Source organism: Streptomyces sp. NBC_00285 (assembly GCF_036174265.1).
Classification (GTDB): Bacteria; Actinomycetota; Actinomycetes; order Streptomycetales; family Streptomycetaceae; genus Streptomyces.
The window spans coordinates 7920140-7938036 of record NZ_CP108055.1; the positions used below are offsets into that span (position 1 = coordinate 7920140).

Consider the following 17897-nt stretch of genomic DNA (forward strand, 5'->3'; position numbering starts at 1 on the left):
AGTCGTCACCGTCGGCGTCGTGGCACCACGGGCCGTCTCCCTCGGCGGACCGCGTACCGCTCTCGCAGACACCGACGGGGCAGAGCCGGACGCAGCCTTCGCCCATGCGCCGTCCCGCTCGCCCGCCTTCGGCCGGCAGGCCCGGCCCGCCGTTGCAGAACGGCTCCGCAAGTCCCCCAGGACACTCAGGTCCTCCAGCAGCCCGCAACCCAGCCGACCTGCCTCCGGTGCACTCGGCCATCATCTGCGTGGCCCTTCCCGGCCTCGCCATCTCCACGGATCAAGGGCAGTTGACCGGTCAGGGGCTGGAAGGCTTCTACCGCACTGGCCGACGTGTGCTTTCCCGGTGTCAGGTTCGTGTAGCCGGCCGCGAGCCGCTCGCCGTCCAGGCGTGGGCGACGGCGGCGGATCGCGCACGTTTCGTGGCCACCCTGCGCGTCTCGCCGGGTGGAGGCCCGGATCCCGATGTCGTCGTCGAACGCACACGCCACGCCGACGGGACGGAATGCATCACACTGCACAGCGCGGTCTCCCGGCCACTCCGGCTGCCGGTGGAGGTGACGCTCGGCACGGACCTTGCGGACCTGGGCGCCATCGCCTCGGGCCGAGCGGGACCCGACCTGCCGGCGAGCGTCTACGACTCCGGCCTTCGCTGGTCCTGTGCCGCCGGCGGGGCGTCGGTCACGGCCGATCCACCACCGGCCGACGCGCTGGCGTCGGCGGGCCTCCTGCGCTGGGAGTTCGACCTGCCCCCCGGTGGCACGGCCGGCTTGGAGCTGCGCGTCCGCATGGACTGGTCGGGCTCCGGCCGGGCAGCGGGGCGCGCGGCGACCAGCCCCCTGGCTCCCGCGCGCGCGACAGGAGACCATCCCGGGGTCGAGCTTCTCCTGCGCACAAGCATCGACGACCTCCAGTCCTTACTGCTGCGCGACCCGGCACACCCCACCGACACTCACATCGCGGCAGGAGTCCCCTGGCGCTGCGGCCTGGCCCCGGCCGACGCCCTCGTCGCAGCCCGGATGGCACTGGCGCTCGGAACCCGGCTCGCCGCCGGGACACTCCGCACCCTCGCGCGCACCCAACTCCGGGGGCCGACAGCACAGTCCGGGATGATCCCTGGCCCACGCCGCGATGCGGGGGCACACCTGCCGGCCGGGTGCACGGGTACCGAGGCCACCCTGCTCTTCCCCGTACTCCTCGCGGAGGCCTATCGGTGGGGGCTCTCGCGGCAGGAGACGGAAGGGCTGCTCCCGACGGCCGAGCGTTGTCTGGGATGGCTGAGGGCGGCCGTGGGGGAGGGGACGTATCTGTGCGACCCACAGCCCGGTGGCCCGGTCCGCTGCGAGACACAGGCCCATGCTCACCGCGCGGCCGTCCTCGGCGCCGACCTGCTTGACGCGTTCGACCGGCCGGGCGGCGCGGTACTGCGGCACTGGGCCCGCGAACTGCGGACTGCCTTCCGTGAGGACTTCTGGGTCGAGGACCGCAGCGGCGGTCGCCCAGCGGCAGGGCGTGCTTCGGACGGACGCCTCGTGTCACACCTCGGGGCCACGGCCGCCCATCTCCTGGACACCGGCCTGCTCAGCGGGGGCGAGCAAGCACCCGGGCTGCTCGACAGGGTGCAGACCGAGCAGCTCGCCCGGCTGCTCGGAGGCCCGGCCATGGACTCGGGCTGGGGGTTGCGCGGGCTGGGCGCGAAGGAGGCGGGTTACAACCCGTTCGGGCACCGCACGGGGGCGGTACGGGTCCACGAGACAGCGGTAGCCGTTGCGGGGCTGGCCGCCGCCGGGTACGAGAAGGAGGCAGGCTCGCTCCTGCGGGGTCAGCTCGCGGCGGCCGAGGCTTTCGGCTACCGACTCCCCGAGATGTTCGCCGGACAGCAGCGCACTGAAGGAAGCCCTCCCCTTCCCCATCCGGCGGCGTGCCGTCCCGCGGCCACGGCAGCGGCCGCGGGAGTCCTGCTGCTGACCACCCTGGCGGGTATCCGGCCCGACGCTCCGGCAGGGACGGTCGCACTGCGTCCCGTGCGCAGTGCGCCCCTCGGCGAGATCGGTCTGACCGGACTGAGGATCGCGGGTGAGCCGTTCTCGGTACGTGTCAGCCGGCTGGGCCTCGCCATGGTCGAGGAGGCCGCCGAAGGGCTGCAACTGGGTTCGTGACCTCGCATGACACAGCATTCGGCAGTGCCGGGAGCGACGGTGCGTCGTGCTGCGGACCGCAGTGGGTCAGCCATGGGTGCGGCCGACGAAGGGAGTGTTTATCGTCAGGCAGACGACTATGATCACCGCATGCCCTACGACCCGTCAGCCTTCCCGCCCTTCGCCGTCACCGTGGACCTGGTCGTACTGACCGTGCGCCGCCACGCCCTGTGCGCGCTCGCGGTGCGCAGGGGCGAGGCGCCGTTCCAGGGGCGCTGGGCACTCCCGGGTGGCTTCGTACGGGACGACGAGGACCTGGCGCAGGCAGCAGCGCGTGAGCTGGCCGAAGAGACCGGCCTGCGCGCCCACGACCCCGCTGTCCCTGTCCATGACAACGGAGCACACCTGGAACAGCTGGCGACCTACGGTGACCCCAAGCGTGATCCCAGGATGCGCGTGGTGAGCGTCGCTCACCTCGCTCTCGCCCCCGACCTGCCGGCCCCCCGGGCGGGCGGCGACGCCAGCAACGCGCGCTGGGCGCCCGTCGACGAGCTGCTGCAGCAGGCTGGGTACGGCCGGGACGGGGAAGCGGTCGCACCCCTCGCCTTCGACCACGCGCAGATCCTGTCGGACGGCGTGGAGCGCGCCCGCTCGAAGATCGAGTACTCCTCGCTGGCCACCGCGTTCTGCCCGCCCGAATTCACCGTGGGCGAGCTGCGCCGCGTCTACGAGGCGGTATGGGGCGTGGCACTCGACCCGCGCAACTTCCATCGCAAGGTGACGGGGACACCAGGCTTCCTGGTCCCCACCGGCGGCACGACAACGCGGCAGGGCGGCCGCCCAGCCCAGCTCTTCCGGGCCGGCGGCGCCACTCTGCTCAACCCGCCGATGCTGCGCCCCGAAGTGTGACGCCATAGAAAGCCGGATATAACGCGCTATCTTGCTGCGGGTGATCCAGGCCTTCGGACTGACCAGCAACTCCCGCAAGGACCTCCCGCCCACAGTCGACGACGTGTCCTTCGAAGCGCGCGCGGGCCGTGTCAACGCGCTTCTCGGAGCGCCGGGTGCCGGCAAGACCACGGTGCTCAGACTGATGCTCGAACTCCAACACGGCCGTGGCCTCACCTACTTCAGAGGGCGCCCGCTGCACCGCATCGCGCACCCCTCGCGCGAGGTCGGCGTCCTCATGGGCGATGTGCCGGGCCACCCCGCGCGCACGGTCCGCGGCCATCTGCGGATGCTGAGCGCCGCGGCCGGCGTGCCGGTCCGGCGATCCGACGAGGTGCTCGAAGTGGTGGGCCTCGTCAGTCTGCGCGACGAGCGGCTCGGCACCCTGTCACGCGGCATGGACCGTCGCCTGGGCCTGGCCTGCGCTCTCTTGGCGGACCCGCACACCCTCGTGTTGGACGATCCCGCCGATGGGCTCTCCACCCGCGAGAGCCACTGGCTGCACGGCATGCTGCGAGCACACGCCGCCCAGGGGGGCACGGTCCTGTTCACCACACCCGAGCCCAAGGAAGCCGCGCGCGCCGCAGATCACGTCATCACCCTCGAACAGGGCAGACTCGTCGCCGACCAGGAAGCCAGGGAGTTCGCCCGTACCAGGCTGCGCTCCCGTGTCGCCGTCCGCACCCCTCATGCCGCCCGCCTCGCAGCCCTGCTTGCCCAAGAGGCCCGCACGGCACATCGCTCCGTCGAAGTCGTCCAGGAAGGCGGCAACCGTCTGTCCGTGTACGGCAGTACGTGCGCCGACATCGGTGAGACCGCCTTTCGGCACGGCGTCCTGGTGCACCAACTCGCCGACGAGACCGGGGACATGGGTCCGGGAGCGGGATTGTTTCCCGGCGAGGCCGCGCAAGCAGTTGAGGACAAGCAGACGGACGCCACAGGGTCGGAGTCCGGTGAACTCCTCGCAACCGCGGAAAGCGCGAAAATCGCGGAAAGCGGGGGAATGGCGGCCGCCGAGACAAAGACGCGGCCCGACCAAGTCGTACGCCACGACATCGAATCGCAGAGTGGCTCGGGGACACGTGGCGACCAGGCGGTGCATGCCGCCCGGAAAGCACACGGCGACCCGGCATCGTTCAGGCATCAGGAAACACACAGCGGCCCTGCGGCCGAAAGAGGCCGGACTGCTTCCCCCTCGGTCACGGACTCCACAGCCTCAGTTCCCCGGTCCCCCCTCCCGCCCCCCATCTCCGTCAGGTCCGCCCCCAGTCCTTTGCGTCCCTTGCGTTACGAACTGCGCCGCGCGGCAGGGATCGGTACCGGGTTCATCACCGGCGCCGCAGTCCTCGTCGCCTCCGCCTTCACCGCCGTACTCCTGGCGCGAATCGGTCACACTCCGCAGGCGCGTCTGCTGGCCGCATGGCCCAGGGAGCTGCCGCTGCCACCGGCGGCGCTCGGCGCAGGGCTGCTGGGCGCGCTCGCGTTCGGCGACGAGTTCCGTCACCCTGCCCTGGCGGTGGACCGCGGCAGCGTCCCCCGCAGGTTGGGGCTGCTCACCGCGAAACTCCTCGTCGCCGCGGTCACCGCCCTCACGCTGGCATTTCTCACGGTGGGCTGTAACGCCGAGGTGCTCTACCTCGTCTACGGGCGGGAACTCGCGGAAGTTCCCACCGACTGGTTTTCGCTGAGCGCGAGTTGGTTCGGGCTAGTGGTCGGGTGCGCCTGGGCCGGTGTCCTGGCAGCGGGCATCTTCCGGTCCACCACGGCCGGGCTCGCTGCGGTGGTCGCTGTCCCAGTCGCCGTCGTACCCCTCGTACAGAAAGCCTTGGAGGGGGCGTCCGTGCGAGCGGCGACCGGACTTCCCGCGCGGCTGCGCGAGGTCCTGCTGCTGCAATGGCCGTTCGGAGGGGAGCGCTATCTCGCCGGAGCGGTACGGGTGATCGCCCAACCTGTGGGCGGCGCACTGACGTTGTCGCTGACCGCCCTGCTGTGTGCATATCTGCTCACCAGCCTGCGCAGCAGGGTCCGATGACGACTGTCCGGACCCTTCCGGTCTCGACTTGCGCACAACTTCCTGACGAAAGCGCATTTCTTTCCGATAAGGCGTCAATTGCGACGGGGTGAGCGATCACCCTTTCGTGTGCTTTTCACCAAAGACCTCAAGGGAGTTGGAGGCGACGCCGACAAAGGATCCGTGAGTACCCTTGCGCACACCATGATGACCGCCGCCCGCTCCGCCGACTCCGGTCTGGCCGGCCCGGGCGAACTCGACCGCTACCCCTTTGCCGAGGCCCCGGCCACAGGCCGGATCGGATCCTCCGTCTGGGACAACTCGGACCAGGAGCTGGGCCGCGTGGGCCGACGTGCCGCCGGCAGCCGCGGGCGCGGGCTGCACGGCCAACTCGTCCAGCAGCTCGGCCAGATGATCGTCTCCGGCGACCTGGGAGCCGACCGGCCGCTGGTCCCCGAGGAGATCGGCCAGCGTTTCGAGGTGTCCCGTACCGTCGTCCGCGAGTCGCTCCGTGTTCTGGAGGCCAAGGGCCTGGTCAGCGCTCGCCCGAACGTCGGCACGCGCGTGCGTCCCGTCAGCGACTGGAACCTCCTGGACCCGGACATCATCGAATGGCGGGCTTTCGGGCCGCAGCGAGACGACCAGCGCCGTGAGCTGGCCGAGCTGCGCTGGACGATCGAACCGCTCGCCGCGCGCCTGGCCGCGGGGCACGGCCGTGAGGACGTCCAGCAGCGCCTCGGGGACATGGTCGAGATCATGGGCCACGCCATGAACCAGGGCGACGCGCTCACCTTCTCCCGCGCCGACGCGGAATTCCACTCCCTGCTCATCCAGCTGGCGGGCAACCGCATGCTGGAGCACCTTTCCGGGATCGTCTCGTCCGCGCTTCAGGTCTCCGGGAGTCCGGTCACCGGCTGTGACCGCCCGAACGAGTCGTCGCTGGCACACCACGGCCGGATCGTCGACGCCATTGTCGCCGGTGACAGCACGGCGGCCGAGACCGCCATGCGCCAGCTGCTCACCGTCCACCCCGAGGTGGAGCGCGTGGTGCCCGCGCCGCGCGAGCACTGACCGCGCACCGCGGGCGGCGCGGCCGGGGGTGTCCTTCTTCTGCGGCATCGCGCGGTCGTCGAATCGGCGCCGTCGGACCCCGCAGGATCGCTGGCGATCCTGCGGGGTCCGACGGCGCGGCGCAATGGCGACAACCTCCCAACGGCGGCATCCCTCTCGGCGAGGGCGGCCGGAATGGCTGACTGACCTCGTATGGGCATGTCTGACCGTTTTTGATTGCTTACGGGGTGTGACTCGGGCCACGCAGATTGGGCGTAACGCTCGTGGGAGCAGCGCGATGACCTAAGAGGTGATAGCCGCGGAAGGAATACGGACGCCGTTTCAGGCGCTGTGCATCTTCCCGGCCCCCGCCCGCGCCGTCGGCCCTTCACAGGCCGATGGTCGGCTCCTGTCCGCCGTGGACGGGGCCGAAAGCCGTTTTCCAACGTTCCGAGAGGTTGTTCGTGTCGGCCAGCACATCCCGTACGCTCCCGCCGGAGATCGCCGAGTCCGTCTCTGTCATGGCTCTCATTGAGCGGGGAAAGGCCGATGGGCAGATCGCCGGCGATGACGTGCGTCGGGCCTTCGAAGCTGACCAGATTCCGGCCACTCAGTGGAAGAACGTACTGCGCAGCCTCAACCAGATCCTCGAGGAAGAGGGTGTGACGCTGATGGTCAGTGCCGCGGAGCCCAAGCGCACCCGAAAGAGCGTCGCAGCGAAGAGTCCGGCCAAGCGCACCGCCACCAAGACGGTCGCGGCGAAGACGGTGACCACGAAGAGGGCCACCGCCACCGCCACCCCGGCGGCTCCTGTCGCCGAACCCGCCGTCGAGGACGAGACGCCTGCCAAGAAGGCAGCAGCAAAGAAGACGACGACCGCCAAGAAGGCGGCCGCGAAGAAGACCGTCGCCACCAAGAAGACGGCGGCGAAGAAGACGACCGCGGGCAAGGACGACGCCGAGGCCTCCGAGGACGAGGTCGTCGAGGACGGCAAGCCCGGCGAAGAGGAAGAGGAGGGGGCCGAGAACAAGGGCTTCGTCCTCTCCGACGACGACGAGGACGACGCGCCGGCCCAGCAGGTCGCCGTGGCGGGTGCCACCGCCGACCCGGTCAAGGACTACCTCAAGCAGATCGGCAAGGTCCCGCTGCTCAACGCCGAGCAGGAGGTCGAGCTCGCCAAGCGCATCGAGGCCGGTCTGTTCGCCGAGGACAAGCTGGCCAACGCCGACAAGCTCGCGCCGAAGCTCAAGCGTGAGCTGGAGATCATCGCCGAGGACGGCCGCCGCGCCAAGAACCACCTGCTGGAGGCCAACCTCCGTCTGGTCGTCTCCCTGGCCAAGCGCTACACCGGCCGCGGCATGCTCTTCCTGGACCTCATCCAGGAGGGCAACCTCGGTCTGATCCGCGCGGTCGAGAAGTTCGACTACACCAAGGGCTACAAGTTCTCCACGTACGCCACCTGGTGGATCCGTCAGGCGATCACCCGCGCGATGGCCGACCAGGCCCGCACCATCCGTATCCCGGTGCACATGGTCGAGGTCATCAACAAGCTCGCGCGCGTGCAGCGCCAGATGCTCCAGGACCTGGGCCGCGAGCCCACCCCGGAGGAGCTGGCCAAGGAACTCGACATGACCCCCGAGAAGGTCATCGAGGTCCAGAAGTACGGCCGCGAGCCCATCTCGCTGCACACGCCGCTGGGCGAGGACGGTGACAGCGAGTTCGGCGACCTCATCGAGGACTCCGAGGCCGTGGTGCCGGCCGACGCCGTCAGCTTCACGCTCCTCCAGGAGCAGCTGCACTCCGTCCTGGACACGCTGTCCGAGCGTGAGGCGGGCGTGGTCTCGATGCGCTTCGGTCTCACCGACGGTCAGCCGAAGACTCTCGACGAGATCGGCAAGGTGTACGGCGTCACGCGTGAGCGCATCCGCCAGATCGAGTCGAAGACCATGTCGAAGCTGCGTCACCCGTCGCGCTCGCAGGTTCTGCGCGACTACCTCGACTAGGGCGTAGTCGTACGACGCAGAAGGCCCGGTTCCTCTGCAGGGGAACCGGGCCTTCGTGCTGCGCGCACGGGCACCCTGCGTGACTCTGGGTTTCCGATCACCATCCTGGAGTGAGGAGTACGTATGCGTCGTCCCATTGCCCGGGCGCTGGCCCGGCCGCTGGTTCTGGCGGCCATGGCAGCGGCCATACCGCTGGTGTCGGCCGCCCCTGTTGCTGCCGACAGCATCGTCGTCGGGGGTTTCCCGGTCGATGTGTCCCAGGCGCCCTGGACGGTGGCCCTGTCCAGCCGTGACCGGTTCGGAGGTACGCGCGCCGGGCAGTTCTGCGGCGGTGTCGCCGTCGGCCGGACCACGGTGCTCACCGCGGCCCACTGCATGGGCGAGGACGTCCTGGGGGCGCCACCTGAGCAGGTGCGTGACTTCCGGGTCATCGAGGGCCGCACGGACCTGCTCTCGGCGCAGGGAGCGGAGATCGCCGTACGAGACGTCTGGGTGAATCCGGGATACGACCCTCAGAGCAACGCGGGAGACTTCGCAGTCCTCACGCTCGCGGAGCCGCTGCCGCAGAGCGCCGTCGTCGTCATGGCGGCCGCTGGTGATCCCGCATACAGGTCGGGAACCCCTGCGACCGTCTACGGGTGGGGTGACGTCACGGGCGGCGGCGACTACGCCCGGAGTCTGCGGGCGGCACATGTGCATGTGATGTCTGACACACGTTGCCAGGAGGCCTACCCGGGCAATGCCGACGGCACCTACCTCGCCGACAGCATGCTGTGCGCAGGGGAGGAGCGTGGTGGCCGTGACTCCTGTCAGGGGGACAGCGGTGGACCCCTGGTCGCCCAGGGGAAACTGATCGGGCTCGTGTCCTGGGGGAGCGGCTGTGGACGAGCGGGCTGGCCCGGCGTCTACGCCCGTGTGGCCGACGTCATCCGGACGCTGGCCTGGGACAGCCGAAAGACGACCGACCCGGTGCCACAGGGGCACGTGGGCTCGCCTCAACGGCGCTGAACGAGTTCACGCAGAGCCATGAGCAAGGGCGGCTGCCCCTGGGAACAGGGGCAGCCGCCCTCATGCCGACCTGAATCGGCGCCGGCTCGTCGTGGACGCGAGGTGTCAGCGCTCTTCTTCTGAGGCGGATACCGGAACGGTTGTGAGCCGCTCCGTCTCGTCCTGTATCTCAGCGGCGATCTTCTTGAGTTCCGGCTCGAACTTGCGACCGTGGTGGGCGCAGAAGAGCAGTTCTCCGCCGCTGAGCAGGACGACGCGTACGTACGCCTGGGCGCCACAGCGGTCGCAGCGGTCGGCGGCCGTCATCGGGCTCGCGGGGGTCAGAACAGTAGTCACGTCGCCTCTTCTCTAGCTCGACGAGCTGTCGTACCAGGGTCAACATCCAACCAGCCTCAAAACGTTCCCGCTCGGGGCTTCACCGAGAGAGAAATTTTCCGGGGCGGCTGCCTGCTGCCGGTTTGGCGGCGAATGTGCCGTATTGCGTGTCTGTGTGTCTTACGGTTTCGCACTGTGTCGGTCAAGGTCGGTCCTCCCGGCTGGGTTGCCGGTTGTTGATGAGGACGTGCCCGGAGCCTAAATGGTTCATGCCCCGAAGGGAACGTGATATGTACTTCACCCCATCGAGGGATCGAACAGGCATACGACTGTGGATTACTGTGTGTTTTGCACGAGGGTGGCGTTACAACGGCTCTACCAGGCCTCGGTACCCTCTTGGCGGCGACCGATGCCGCGCCCTTACCCAGAAGGGCCCCACCTGAAATTCAGCGAGGAGCGAACCGCGTGACCGCCGAGACGTCCGTGCCGTCCACAGCTCTGCTGCCAGGAGCAGACCGGGACGGGTCCAACTACACCGCGCGGCACCTGCTCGTCCTCGAAGGGCTCGAGGCCGTACGCAAGCGCCCAGGTATGTATATCGGCTCGACCGACAGCCGTGGCCTGATGCACTGCCTGTGGGAGATCATCGACAACTCCGTCGACGAGGCCCTGGGCGGATACGGCGACCGCATCGAAGTGATCCTCCATGACGACGCCTCCGTGGAGGTCCGGGACAACGGCCGGGGCATCCCGGTCGACGTCGAGCCCAAGACCGGCCTGTCCGGTGTCGAGGTCGTCATGACAAAGCTGCACGCCGGCGGCAAGTTCGGCGGTGGCTCGTATGCCGCCTCCGGCGGTCTGCACGGCGTGGGCGCCTCCGTGGTGAACGCCCTCTCTGCTCGGCTGGACGTCGAGGTGGACCGGAGCGGCCACACGCACGCGATCAGCTTCCGGCGCGGTGTGCCGGGTGCCTTCGCGGCGAACGGTCCCGAGGCCGAGTTCGATGCCACGAGCGGCCTGCGCAAGGCCAAGAAGATCCCCAGGACCCGGACCGGCACACGCGTGCGGTACTGGGCAGACCGCCAGATCTTCCTCAAGGACGCCAAACTCTCCCTGGAGCATCTCCACCAGCGCGCCCGTCAGACCGCGTTTTTGGTGCCTGGCCTGACCATCGTCGTGCGCGACGAGTTCGGTCTCGGTGAGGGCGGCAGCAAGGGCGAGGAGTCCTTCCGCTTCGACGGCGGCATCAGTGAGTTCTGCGAGTACCTGGCCACCGACAAACCCGTCAACGACGTCCTGCGATTCTCCGGCCAGGGCATCTTCAAGGAGACCGTCCCGGTCCTCGACGACCACGGCCAGATGACGCCCACAGAGGTCACCCGTGAGCTCGGTGTGGACGTCGCGATGCGCTGGGGCACCGGCTACGACACGATCCTGAAGTCGTTCGTGAACATCATCGCCACCCCCAAGGGCGGCACCCATGTCGCCGGTTTCGAGCAGGCCGTCGTCAAGACGATGAACGAGGTGCTGCGCACCAAGAAGATGCTGCGGGTGGCCGAGGACGACATCGTCAAGGACGACGCCCTGGAAGGCCTCACCGCGGTCGTCACCGTCCGTCTGGCCGAACCGCAGTTCGAGGGCCAGACCAAGGAGGTCCTGGGCACCTCGGCGGCCCGCCGCATCGTGAGCACCGTGATCGCCAAGGAGCTCAAGGAGTTCCTGACATCCACGAGGCGGGACGCCGCGGCCCAGGCCCGGGTCGTCATGGAGAAGGCGGTCGCCGCCGCGCGCACGCGTATCGCGGCCCGCCAGCACAAGGACGCACAGCGCCGGAAGACGGCCCTGGAGTCCTCCTCGCTGCCCGCCAAGCTCGCCGACTGCCGTAGCGACGACGTCGACCGCAGCGAGCTGTTCATCGTCGAGGGCGACTCCGCGCTGGGAACCGCGAAACTCGCCCGGAACTCCGAGTTCCAGGCGCTGCTGCCCATTCGGGGCAAGATCCTCAACGTTCAGAAGTCGTCCGTCACGGACATGCTCAAGAATGTCGAGTGCGGCGCGATCATCCAGGTCATAGGAGCGGGGTCGGGCCGGACCTTCGACATCGACGCGGCCCGCTACGGCAAGATCATCATGATGACCGACGCAGATGTCGACGGCTCGCACATCCGGTGCCTGCTGTTGACGCTGTTCCAGCGCTACATGCGGCCCATGGTCGAGGCGGGGCGGGTGTTCGCCGCGGTGCCACCCTTGCACCGGATCGAGCTCGTCCAGCCGAAGAAGGGGCAGGACAAGTACGTCTACACGTACTCGGACCGTGAACTGCGCGAGAAGCTGCTGGAGTTCCAGAGCAAGGGGGTCCGCTACAAGGACTCCATCCAGCGGTACAAGGGGCTGGGCGAGATGGACGCCGACCAGCTGGCGGAGACGACCATGGATCCGCGGCACCGGACGCTGCGACGGATCAACCTCGCCGATCTCGAGGCTGCCGAGCAGGTCTTCGATCTGCTGATGGGCAATGACGTGGCGCCGCGGAAGGAGTTCATCTCGGGGTCCGCCGCGACGCTGGATCGGTCGCGCATCGATGCGTAGCGCTGGGGCTGGTCTTCCGACCGGCCTCGGCTTTCCCCCGGCGCGGGTTGTTCCTGGCGTGCGGGCCGCCTGTGCGGCGTGGTGCCGCGGCTCTGGTGGGCGGGTCTGAACCGCCTTCGCGTGGCTGTCTCGCCCTTGGCGGCAGTCGGCCGTTGTGAGCCCTGGCGACCTCGGGCCGGGGCAGCGGTGGGTCCGGTGGTCGCCGGACTGGGTCTCTCCACCCACGGGTGGAGAGACCCAGTGCTTGGGAATCCACCCGTGATCCACCCTGGCTCCGATCTCCCGACCTGCGGATTTCCGTAGCTTCGAAGGTGTCGGCGGCATCCGCATCCGGCAGATCCTTCTTCGCTCACGGAGGCTGTGATGTCCGGGCTTGTCGACGCGTTGCTGATCGTGGTCGCGGTGATCGTGGTGATCGCCCGGCAGTTCCGGGCAAGCCGGATCGACACCGGGCGTCGCTGGTGGCTGCTGCCCGTCGTTCTCGCTGTTGTGGCGCTCCGTGAGCCGGGACTCGTGGACGCCCATCACCGCACGGCATCGGTCGTCCTGCTCACCACCGAGCTGATCACCGGCTTGGCGATCGGAGCCGGCTGGGCTTGGACGAGCCGAATATGGACAGAGCAGGACGGCACGCTGTGGAGCAGGAGCACCAAGGCGAGCGGGGCCGTCTGGGGCGTCGGGATCGCACTGCGCGTCGGCCTCTTCGCCCTCGGCGCGGCGCTCGGTGTCCGCCAGGCCTCCTCCGCACTGCTGTTGGCACTGGCAGCCACCCTGCTGGTGCGCTCCGGGACTCTGGCCTGGCGGGCGCATTCCCTGCGGCCTGCCTCCGCACCTGCCCCGGCGTACGGTGAGCCCATCTTCCGGTCCACGGGGAAGGAACGTGTGTGACGGCGAACGCCTGGACCCGCTGGCCTTCCAGGGAGGCGCTAGGGCGTGAGGCCGCCACGCGTCCCCGCCGCCTGCTCAGCTGGGCGGTGCGTTCGCTGGTGCTGGCCATGCTCCTCTGGGGCGTGCTCAGCGACAAACACGTCCGCGGATGGGGCGTGCTCGGGGCAGCAGCCGGAATTCTCCTGACCGCGGTCGTCGCCTGGGCACTCTTCCGCACCACTCTGGCGCACCGTCTGTGGCCCTCCCTGGCGCTCTACGGTGTCCTCCTGGCGATCGCGGTCGCCGCCCAGGCCGCCGACTTCAGGGTCGTCGCCCTCGTCCTGTGGTGCGGTTGTGCCATCACGGCCCTGGAACGGCTGCCCATCGCCGCCGCGCTGCCAGTGACGGTGGTCGCACTCGCCCTGTACGCAGTGGTCAACGACGACGTATGGCTGACCACCCTGGCCACGACGGCAGGCCTCGCGCTGGCCGGTTATGTCCTGCGGCTGGATGCAGAGGCCCGGGGCACCGCTCAGCGGCTGCTCACCCAGGAGCGGGCGGCACGGGCGGCCGAGGCGGAGTCGGCGGCGCTCGCGGAGCGTGCCCGTATCGCGCGCGAGATCCACGACGTGCTGGCGCACAGCCTCTCGGCGCAGCTCGTGCACCTGGAGGCGGCCCGGCTGCTGATCGAGAGGGGCGCGGACCGGGACCAGATCCTCGAAAGGGTGGTGGCAGCACGGGGGATGGCACGTGACGGACTCGCCGAGACCCGGCAGGCGCTGTCGGCCCTGCGGGGAGACATGACTCCGCTGGAGGACTTCCTGAGTCAGCTCGTGGACACGGCCGACGGAGCTGAGGCCACCATTTCGGGTGAGCGCAGACCGCTGCCGGCCGAGGCGTCGCAAGCCGTTCGCAGGGTTGCCCAGGAGGCTCTGACGAACGTCCGAAAGCATGCGCCTGGGGCCCGGGTCCGAATGCGGCTCGAGTACGGCAAGGACCAGGTGACCCTGGTCGTGCGGGACTCGGGCGGTTCGCCGGGTGAACTCACCACTACCGGAGGCGGGTACGGTCTCCTGGGGATGCGGGAGCGGGCCGAACTGCTGGGCGGTTCGCTGGACGTGGGGCCGGACGACGAGGGGTTCGTGGTGACGTTGAAGGTGCCGGTATGACGGAGGCGGCGGAGACGAAGCCCGCGCGGGTGGTGGTCGCGGACGACCAGACCGTGGTTCGCGAAGGCATCGTGATGCTGCTCGGCCTTCTGCCCGGCATCGAGGTCGTCGGTGCCGCGGGGGACGGGGAGGAGGCGGTGAAGCTCGTCGCGGAACTCGCTCCAGACGTCGTACTGATGGACCTGCGCATGCCTCGCTGCGACGGAGTGGAGGCGACCCGGCGGATCCGGACCGAGCACCCCGGGACCCAGGTCGTCGTGCTGACGACGTACGCCGACGACGATTCGCTGTTCCCCGCGCTCAAGGCGGGTGCGCGTGGCTACCTCACCAAGGACGCGGGAGGCGACGAGATCGTGCGGGCCGTGCACAACGTGCTCTCCGGGGACGCGGGACTGTCGCCGAGCATCCAACGGCGGCTTCTGGAGCGGCTGTCGGACCCCGAGCCGCCGCAGCCGGCGGTGTCCGCGGAGGCGCCCGACGGGCTCACCACCCGGGAGGTCGAGGTGCTGGAGCAGATCGCCGAGGGACTCAGCAACCAGGAGATCGCCCGCCGACTTCATGTCTCCCCCGCCACGGTGAAGACCCACATCAACAACCTCTTCGCCAAGACCGGACTCAAGGACCGCGCACAGGCGGTGCGTTACGCCTATGCGAAGGGACTTGTGCGGCCACCGACCTGAGGAATCACCTGATGGGGTGAAGAGCGGGGGGAAGAAGAGTCGGGGATCTTCCCGTTCTGTCCATCCTTGGGCATGCAGTCAAGCAACGCTCGTCCCCGCGGAAGCGGGGGTGATGCCGAGAGTTCGGCCGAGAACCACGACGGGCACGATTCGGCTCGCCCCGAGGTGTCCACCGGGGTGCGGTACGACGACCCCTGGTATGACGCGCTTGCCTCCGGTTGGGGAGAGACGGGCGGTGGCGGCACACCCATGACCCCGGTCGCGACCGAGCAGGCGGAGCGCGAGAACAGGGCGGCCGCCGCGGCCGACGTGTATCTCGAAGTGCAGCGCAGCGCGGCCTTCCAGGAGGTGCGCAGCCGGTACCGGAGGTTCGTGGTGCCGGCGGGCATCGGGTTCTTCGTCTGGTATCTGGCCTACGTCGTGACGGCGACGAGCGCGCCCGGACTGATGGCGCGGCCCGTGGCGGGCGCGGTGAACGTGGCGATGCTCGCGGGACTCGGGCAGTTCCTGACCACTTTCCTGCTCACCTGGGCCTACGCCCGGCACGCGAGGCTGCGCCGGGACCGGGCAGCGCTCGAACTGCGGTGGGACACCCAGGAACTGACGCGTACGGCCCGGGGCGGTGTGTCGTCGTGACGGGAGACCACCAGACACTGGCGTTGCTGCTGTTCAGCGTCTTCGTCGCGGTCACGTTGGGGATCACGACGTGGGTGAGCCGAAACCGACACGGTTCGGCGGAGGAGTTCTACGCGGGAGGCCGGCTGTTCTCTCCGATGGAGAATGGTTTTGCCATCGCGGGCGACTACATGTCGGCCGCGTCCTTCCTCGGTATCTCCGGGCTCATCGCCCTCTTCGGCTACGACGGACTGCTCTACTCGGTTGGGTTTCTCGTGGCCTGGCTCGTGGTGCTGTTCCTGGTCGCCGAACTGGTGCGCAACTGCGGGAGGTTCACGCTCGCCGACGTGGTCGCCGCGCGGATGAGTGAGCGGCCGGTGCGGATCGCGGCGGGAACTTCCTCGGTCACCGTGTCCGTTCTGTATCTGGTGGCGCAGATGGTGGGTGCGGGCAGCCTGGTCGCGCTGCTCCTGGGCGGCACCAGCCAGGCGGCGCAGGCCTGGACCGTCATCGCCGTCGGGGCGCTCATGGTGATCTATGTGTCCCTGGGAGGGATGCGGGCGACCACATGGATCCAGATCGTCAAAGCGGTCCTGCTGCTCGGCGGGACCGTCGTGCTGACCGTGCTCGTGCTGGTGCGGTTCCACGGAGACTTCAACCAGTTGCTGTTCACGGCTGCGAAGCGCAGCGGTCACGGCGAATCGTTCCTGGCGCCGGGTCTGAAGTACGGCGGTGACCTGACCGCACGCCTGGACTTCATCAGCCTGGGACTCGCCCTTGTACTCGGTACGGCGGGGCTGCCGCACATCCTGTCCCGCTTCTACACCGTGCCCACGGCACGCGCCGCACGGCGCTCGGTGGTGTGGTCGATCGGGCTCATCGGCGGCTTCTATCTGATGACGATCGTCCTCGGGTTCGGTGCCGCCGCGATCGTGGGGCCGGAGGCCGTACGAGGATCGAACGCCGCGGGAAACACCGCGGTCCCCCTTCTGGCCCTCGACCTGGGCGGCGGTGCCGACTCCACGGGAGGAACGGTTCTGTTCGCGATCGTCGCAGCCATCGCCTTCGCTACGATCCTCGCCGTGGTCGCGGGCATCACGCTCGCTTCCTCGGCCTCCGTCGCCCATGACCTGTATGCCTCACTGCGGCGTCGGCGGGCCAAGCCGCACAGCGAGGTGGCCGTGGCGAGGACCGCCGCCGTGGGGATCGGCGTGATCGCGATCGCCCTCGGCCTGCTGGCCCGGGACCTCAACGTCGCCTTCCTGGTGGGCCTCGCCTTCGCCGTCGCCGCGTCCGCGAATCTGCCCGTGCTGCTCTACTCGCTGTTCTGGCGCGGATTCACCACCCGGGGCGCCGTCTGGTCCGTGTACGGCGGCCTGATCCCGGCCATGACCCTGGTGCTGTTGTCGCCGGTGGTGTCCGGCAGTCCCGAGTCGCTTTTCCCCGGTGTCGACTTCCAGTACTTCCCGCTGCAGAACCCCGGGCTGGTCTCCATCCCGCTGGGCTTCGTCGCGGGTTGGCTGGGCACAGTCACCTCGTCAGAGGTCGCAGACGAGGCCAAACACGCGGAGACCGAGGTGCGGTCGCTGACGGGGGCCGGGGCGGTGTGAGGGCGGTACCGGCCATCGAGCGGCGCGTTCGTCAACGAGGGCGTGTTGGTCGAGGAGCGGGGCGTTCGTCGTCGTACGGCGTCCGTGGTCCAGGTGTCGGCGTACGGCCTAGGGGGTCACCCATGCGTACCGGTGCTCTGGTCGCCCGGTGTCGCCGTATCTGAGGGAGAGGCGGAGGCGGCCGGCCTGTTCGAGATGGCGGAGGTAGCGCTGGGCGGTGGAGCGGCTCAGGCCGGTCTCGGCGGCGACCTCGTGGGCGGAGAGCGGGTGGTCGGCGTGGTGCAGGACGTGGCAGATGAGGTCCGTCGTCGGTTCTGAGTGGCCGCTCGGCAGGCCGGGGGAGGCCGGGACCGGTGTGGTGCGCAGGGCGCTGAAGATCCGGTCGACCTGCTCCTGGCCGGCGATGCCGCGGCCGCCGACCCGGTCGACGGTGCGGCGCAGGGCGGCGTAGGAATCCAGGCGGGTGCGCAGGGCCGCGAAGGTGAAGGGCTTGACCAGGTAGTGGAGGGCGCCGAGGCGCATCGCGGCCTGGATGGTCGCCACGTCCCCCGCCGCCGTGATCATGATGACGTCGGTGCCGTGGCCCTGTTCGCGCATGCGGTGGATGAGTTCGAGGCCGGTCTGGTCGGGCAGGTAGTGGTCGAGCAGGACCAGGTCGATGGTCCCGCACTGCACAATGGCCAGCGCCTGGGCGGCGCTGTGCGCGCGGGAGGCCACCCGGAATCCGGGAACCTTGCCCACGTACTTGGCGTTGATCTCGGCGACACGGAAGTCGTCGTCCACAACCAGGACGTCAATCATGGGGCCTCTTCCCCTCAAGGCCTGACGGGCGGCAAGCCCATGTTCGGCTCCGCTGTTGTAGCGCGAGCAAAACAGGCACAACAGGCCGTTGCA

15 protein-coding genes are annotated in these 17897 nt (G+C 69.3%); 12 read left to right on the forward strand and 3 right to left on the reverse strand.

Features of this window, described 5'->3' with window-relative positions; genetic code table 11:
- Positions 1–227: 227 nt before the first annotated feature.
- The 4 genes from OHT57_RS36520 (at position 228) to OHT57_RS36535 (ending at position 6168) form a co-directional block, all read left to right on the forward strand.
- Positions 228–2159: a glycogen debranching N-terminal domain-containing protein gene (locus tag OHT57_RS36520; RefSeq protein ID WP_443053526.1), complete on the forward strand. Its 1932-nt coding sequence runs from the start codon at positions 228–230 to the stop codon at positions 2157–2159.
- A gap of 129 nt (positions 2160–2288) precedes the next feature.
- Positions 2289–3047 carry an NUDIX hydrolase gene (locus OHT57_RS36525; RefSeq protein ID WP_328751032.1) on the forward strand — a complete coding sequence of 253 codons (759 nt, stop codon included), beginning with the start codon at positions 2289–2291 and terminating at the stop codon, positions 3045–3047.
- Between the two features lie 40 nt (positions 3048–3087).
- Positions 3088–5118, forward strand: coding sequence for an ABC transporter ATP-binding protein (locus OHT57_RS36530; RefSeq protein ID WP_328751033.1), 2031 nt, complete (start codon positions 3088–3090; stop codon positions 5116–5118).
- Positions 5119–5280: 162 nt separating this feature from the next.
- Complete coding sequence (locus OHT57_RS36535) at positions 5281–6168, forward strand: FadR/GntR family transcriptional regulator (RefSeq protein WP_328751034.1); 888 nt, start codon at positions 5281–5283, stop codon at positions 6166–6168.
- Positions 6169–6535: 367 nt separating this feature from the next.
- On the opposite strand, the gene OHT57_RS36540 is transcribed toward OHT57_RS36535, so the two are convergent.
- Positions 6536–6670: a hypothetical protein gene (locus tag OHT57_RS36540; RefSeq protein WP_328753545.1), complete on the reverse strand. Its 135-nt coding sequence runs from the start codon at positions 6668–6670 to the stop codon at positions 6536–6538.
- Here OHT57_RS36540 and OHT57_RS36545 point away from each other — a divergent pair.
- Positions 6612–8150: an RNA polymerase sigma factor gene (locus OHT57_RS36545; RefSeq protein WP_328751035.1), complete on the forward strand. Its 1539-nt coding sequence runs from the start codon at positions 6612–6614 to the stop codon at positions 8148–8150. The two genes, OHT57_RS36540 and OHT57_RS36545, sit on opposite strands and share 59 nt — an antisense overlap.
- Positions 8151–8273: 123 nt before the next feature.
- A complete protein-coding gene (locus OHT57_RS36550) occupies positions 8274–9158 on the forward strand; it encodes a S1 family peptidase (protein WP_328751036.1) in 885 nt (294 codons plus the stop codon).
- Positions 9159–9263: 105 nt separating this feature from the next.
- On the opposite strand, the gene OHT57_RS36555 is transcribed toward OHT57_RS36550, so the two are convergent.
- Positions 9264–9494, reverse strand: coding sequence for a DUF7455 domain-containing protein (locus tag OHT57_RS36555; RefSeq protein ID WP_328751037.1), 231 nt, complete (start codon positions 9492–9494; stop codon positions 9264–9266).
- 444 nt (positions 9495–9938) lie between these two features.
- Here OHT57_RS36555 and OHT57_RS36560 point away from each other — a divergent pair, with 444 nt between their 5' ends.
- From OHT57_RS36560 to OHT57_RS36585, 6 genes are all read left to right on the forward strand, one after another.
- The gene (locus OHT57_RS36560) at positions 9939–12062 is read left to right on the forward strand and encodes a DNA gyrase/topoisomerase IV subunit B (protein WP_328751038.1); all 2124 of its coding nucleotides are present in this window, start codon (positions 9939–9941) and stop codon (positions 12060–12062) included.
- 363 nt (positions 12063–12425) lie between these two features.
- On the forward strand, positions 12426–12950 hold the full coding sequence (locus tag OHT57_RS36565) for a DUF1453 domain-containing protein (RefSeq protein WP_328751039.1): 525 nt from the start codon (positions 12426–12428) through the stop codon (positions 12948–12950).
- Positions 12947–14098 carry a sensor histidine kinase gene (locus tag OHT57_RS36570; protein ID WP_328751040.1) on the forward strand — a complete coding sequence of 384 codons (1152 nt, stop codon included), beginning with the start codon at positions 12947–12949 and terminating at the stop codon, positions 14096–14098. The genes OHT57_RS36565 and OHT57_RS36570 overlap by 4 nt, the downstream gene beginning before the upstream one ends.
- Positions 14095–14778, forward strand: coding sequence for a response regulator transcription factor (locus OHT57_RS36575; protein ID WP_328751041.1), 684 nt, complete (start codon positions 14095–14097; stop codon positions 14776–14778). Before OHT57_RS36570 ends, OHT57_RS36575 begins: the two co-directional genes overlap by 4 nt.
- 72 nt (positions 14779–14850) lie before the next feature.
- Entirely contained in the window at positions 14851–15414 is a 564-nt protein-coding gene (locus tag OHT57_RS36580; RefSeq protein ID WP_328751042.1) for a DUF485 domain-containing protein, read from the forward strand.
- Entirely contained in the window at positions 15411–17003 is a 1593-nt protein-coding gene (locus OHT57_RS36585; protein WP_328751043.1) for a solute symporter family protein, read from the forward strand. The genes OHT57_RS36580 and OHT57_RS36585 overlap by 4 nt, the downstream gene beginning before the upstream one ends.
- A gap of 108 nt (positions 17004–17111) precedes the next feature.
- On the opposite strand, the gene OHT57_RS36590 is transcribed toward OHT57_RS36585, so the two are convergent.
- Positions 17112–17804 carry a response regulator gene (locus OHT57_RS36590; RefSeq protein WP_328751044.1) on the reverse strand — a complete coding sequence of 231 codons (693 nt, stop codon included), beginning with the start codon at positions 17802–17804 and terminating at the stop codon, positions 17112–17114.
- Positions 17805–17897 lie beyond the last annotated feature (93 nt).

What these genes read in the sequence shown, in the direction of transcription:
- OHT57_RS36525 (WP_328751032.1), top strand. Translation starts at nt 2,289, where the DNA reads ATGCCCTACGACCCGTCAGCCTTCCCGCCCTTCGCCGTCACCGTGGAC.
- OHT57_RS36540 (WP_328753545.1), bottom strand. Translation starts at nt 6,670, where the DNA reads ATGACAGAGACGGACTCGGCGATCTCCGGCGGGAGCGTACGGGATGTG.
- OHT57_RS36550 (WP_328751036.1), top strand. Translation starts at nt 8,274, where the DNA reads ATGCGTCGTCCCATTGCCCGGGCGCTGGCCCGGCCGCTGGTTCTGGCG.
- OHT57_RS36565 (WP_328751039.1), top strand. Translation starts at nt 12,426, where the DNA reads ATGTCCGGGCTTGTCGACGCGTTGCTGATCGTGGTCGCGGTGATCGTG.
- OHT57_RS36575 (WP_328751041.1), top strand. Translation starts at nt 14,095, where the DNA reads ATGACGGAGGCGGCGGAGACGAAGCCCGCGCGGGTGGTGGTCGCGGAC.
- OHT57_RS36580 (WP_328751042.1), top strand. Translation starts at nt 14,851, where the DNA reads ATGCAGTCAAGCAACGCTCGTCCCCGCGGAAGCGGGGGTGATGCCGAG.
- OHT57_RS36590 (WP_328751044.1), bottom strand. Translation starts at nt 17,804, where the DNA reads ATGATTGACGTCCTGGTTGTGGACGACGACTTCCGTGTCGCCGAGATC.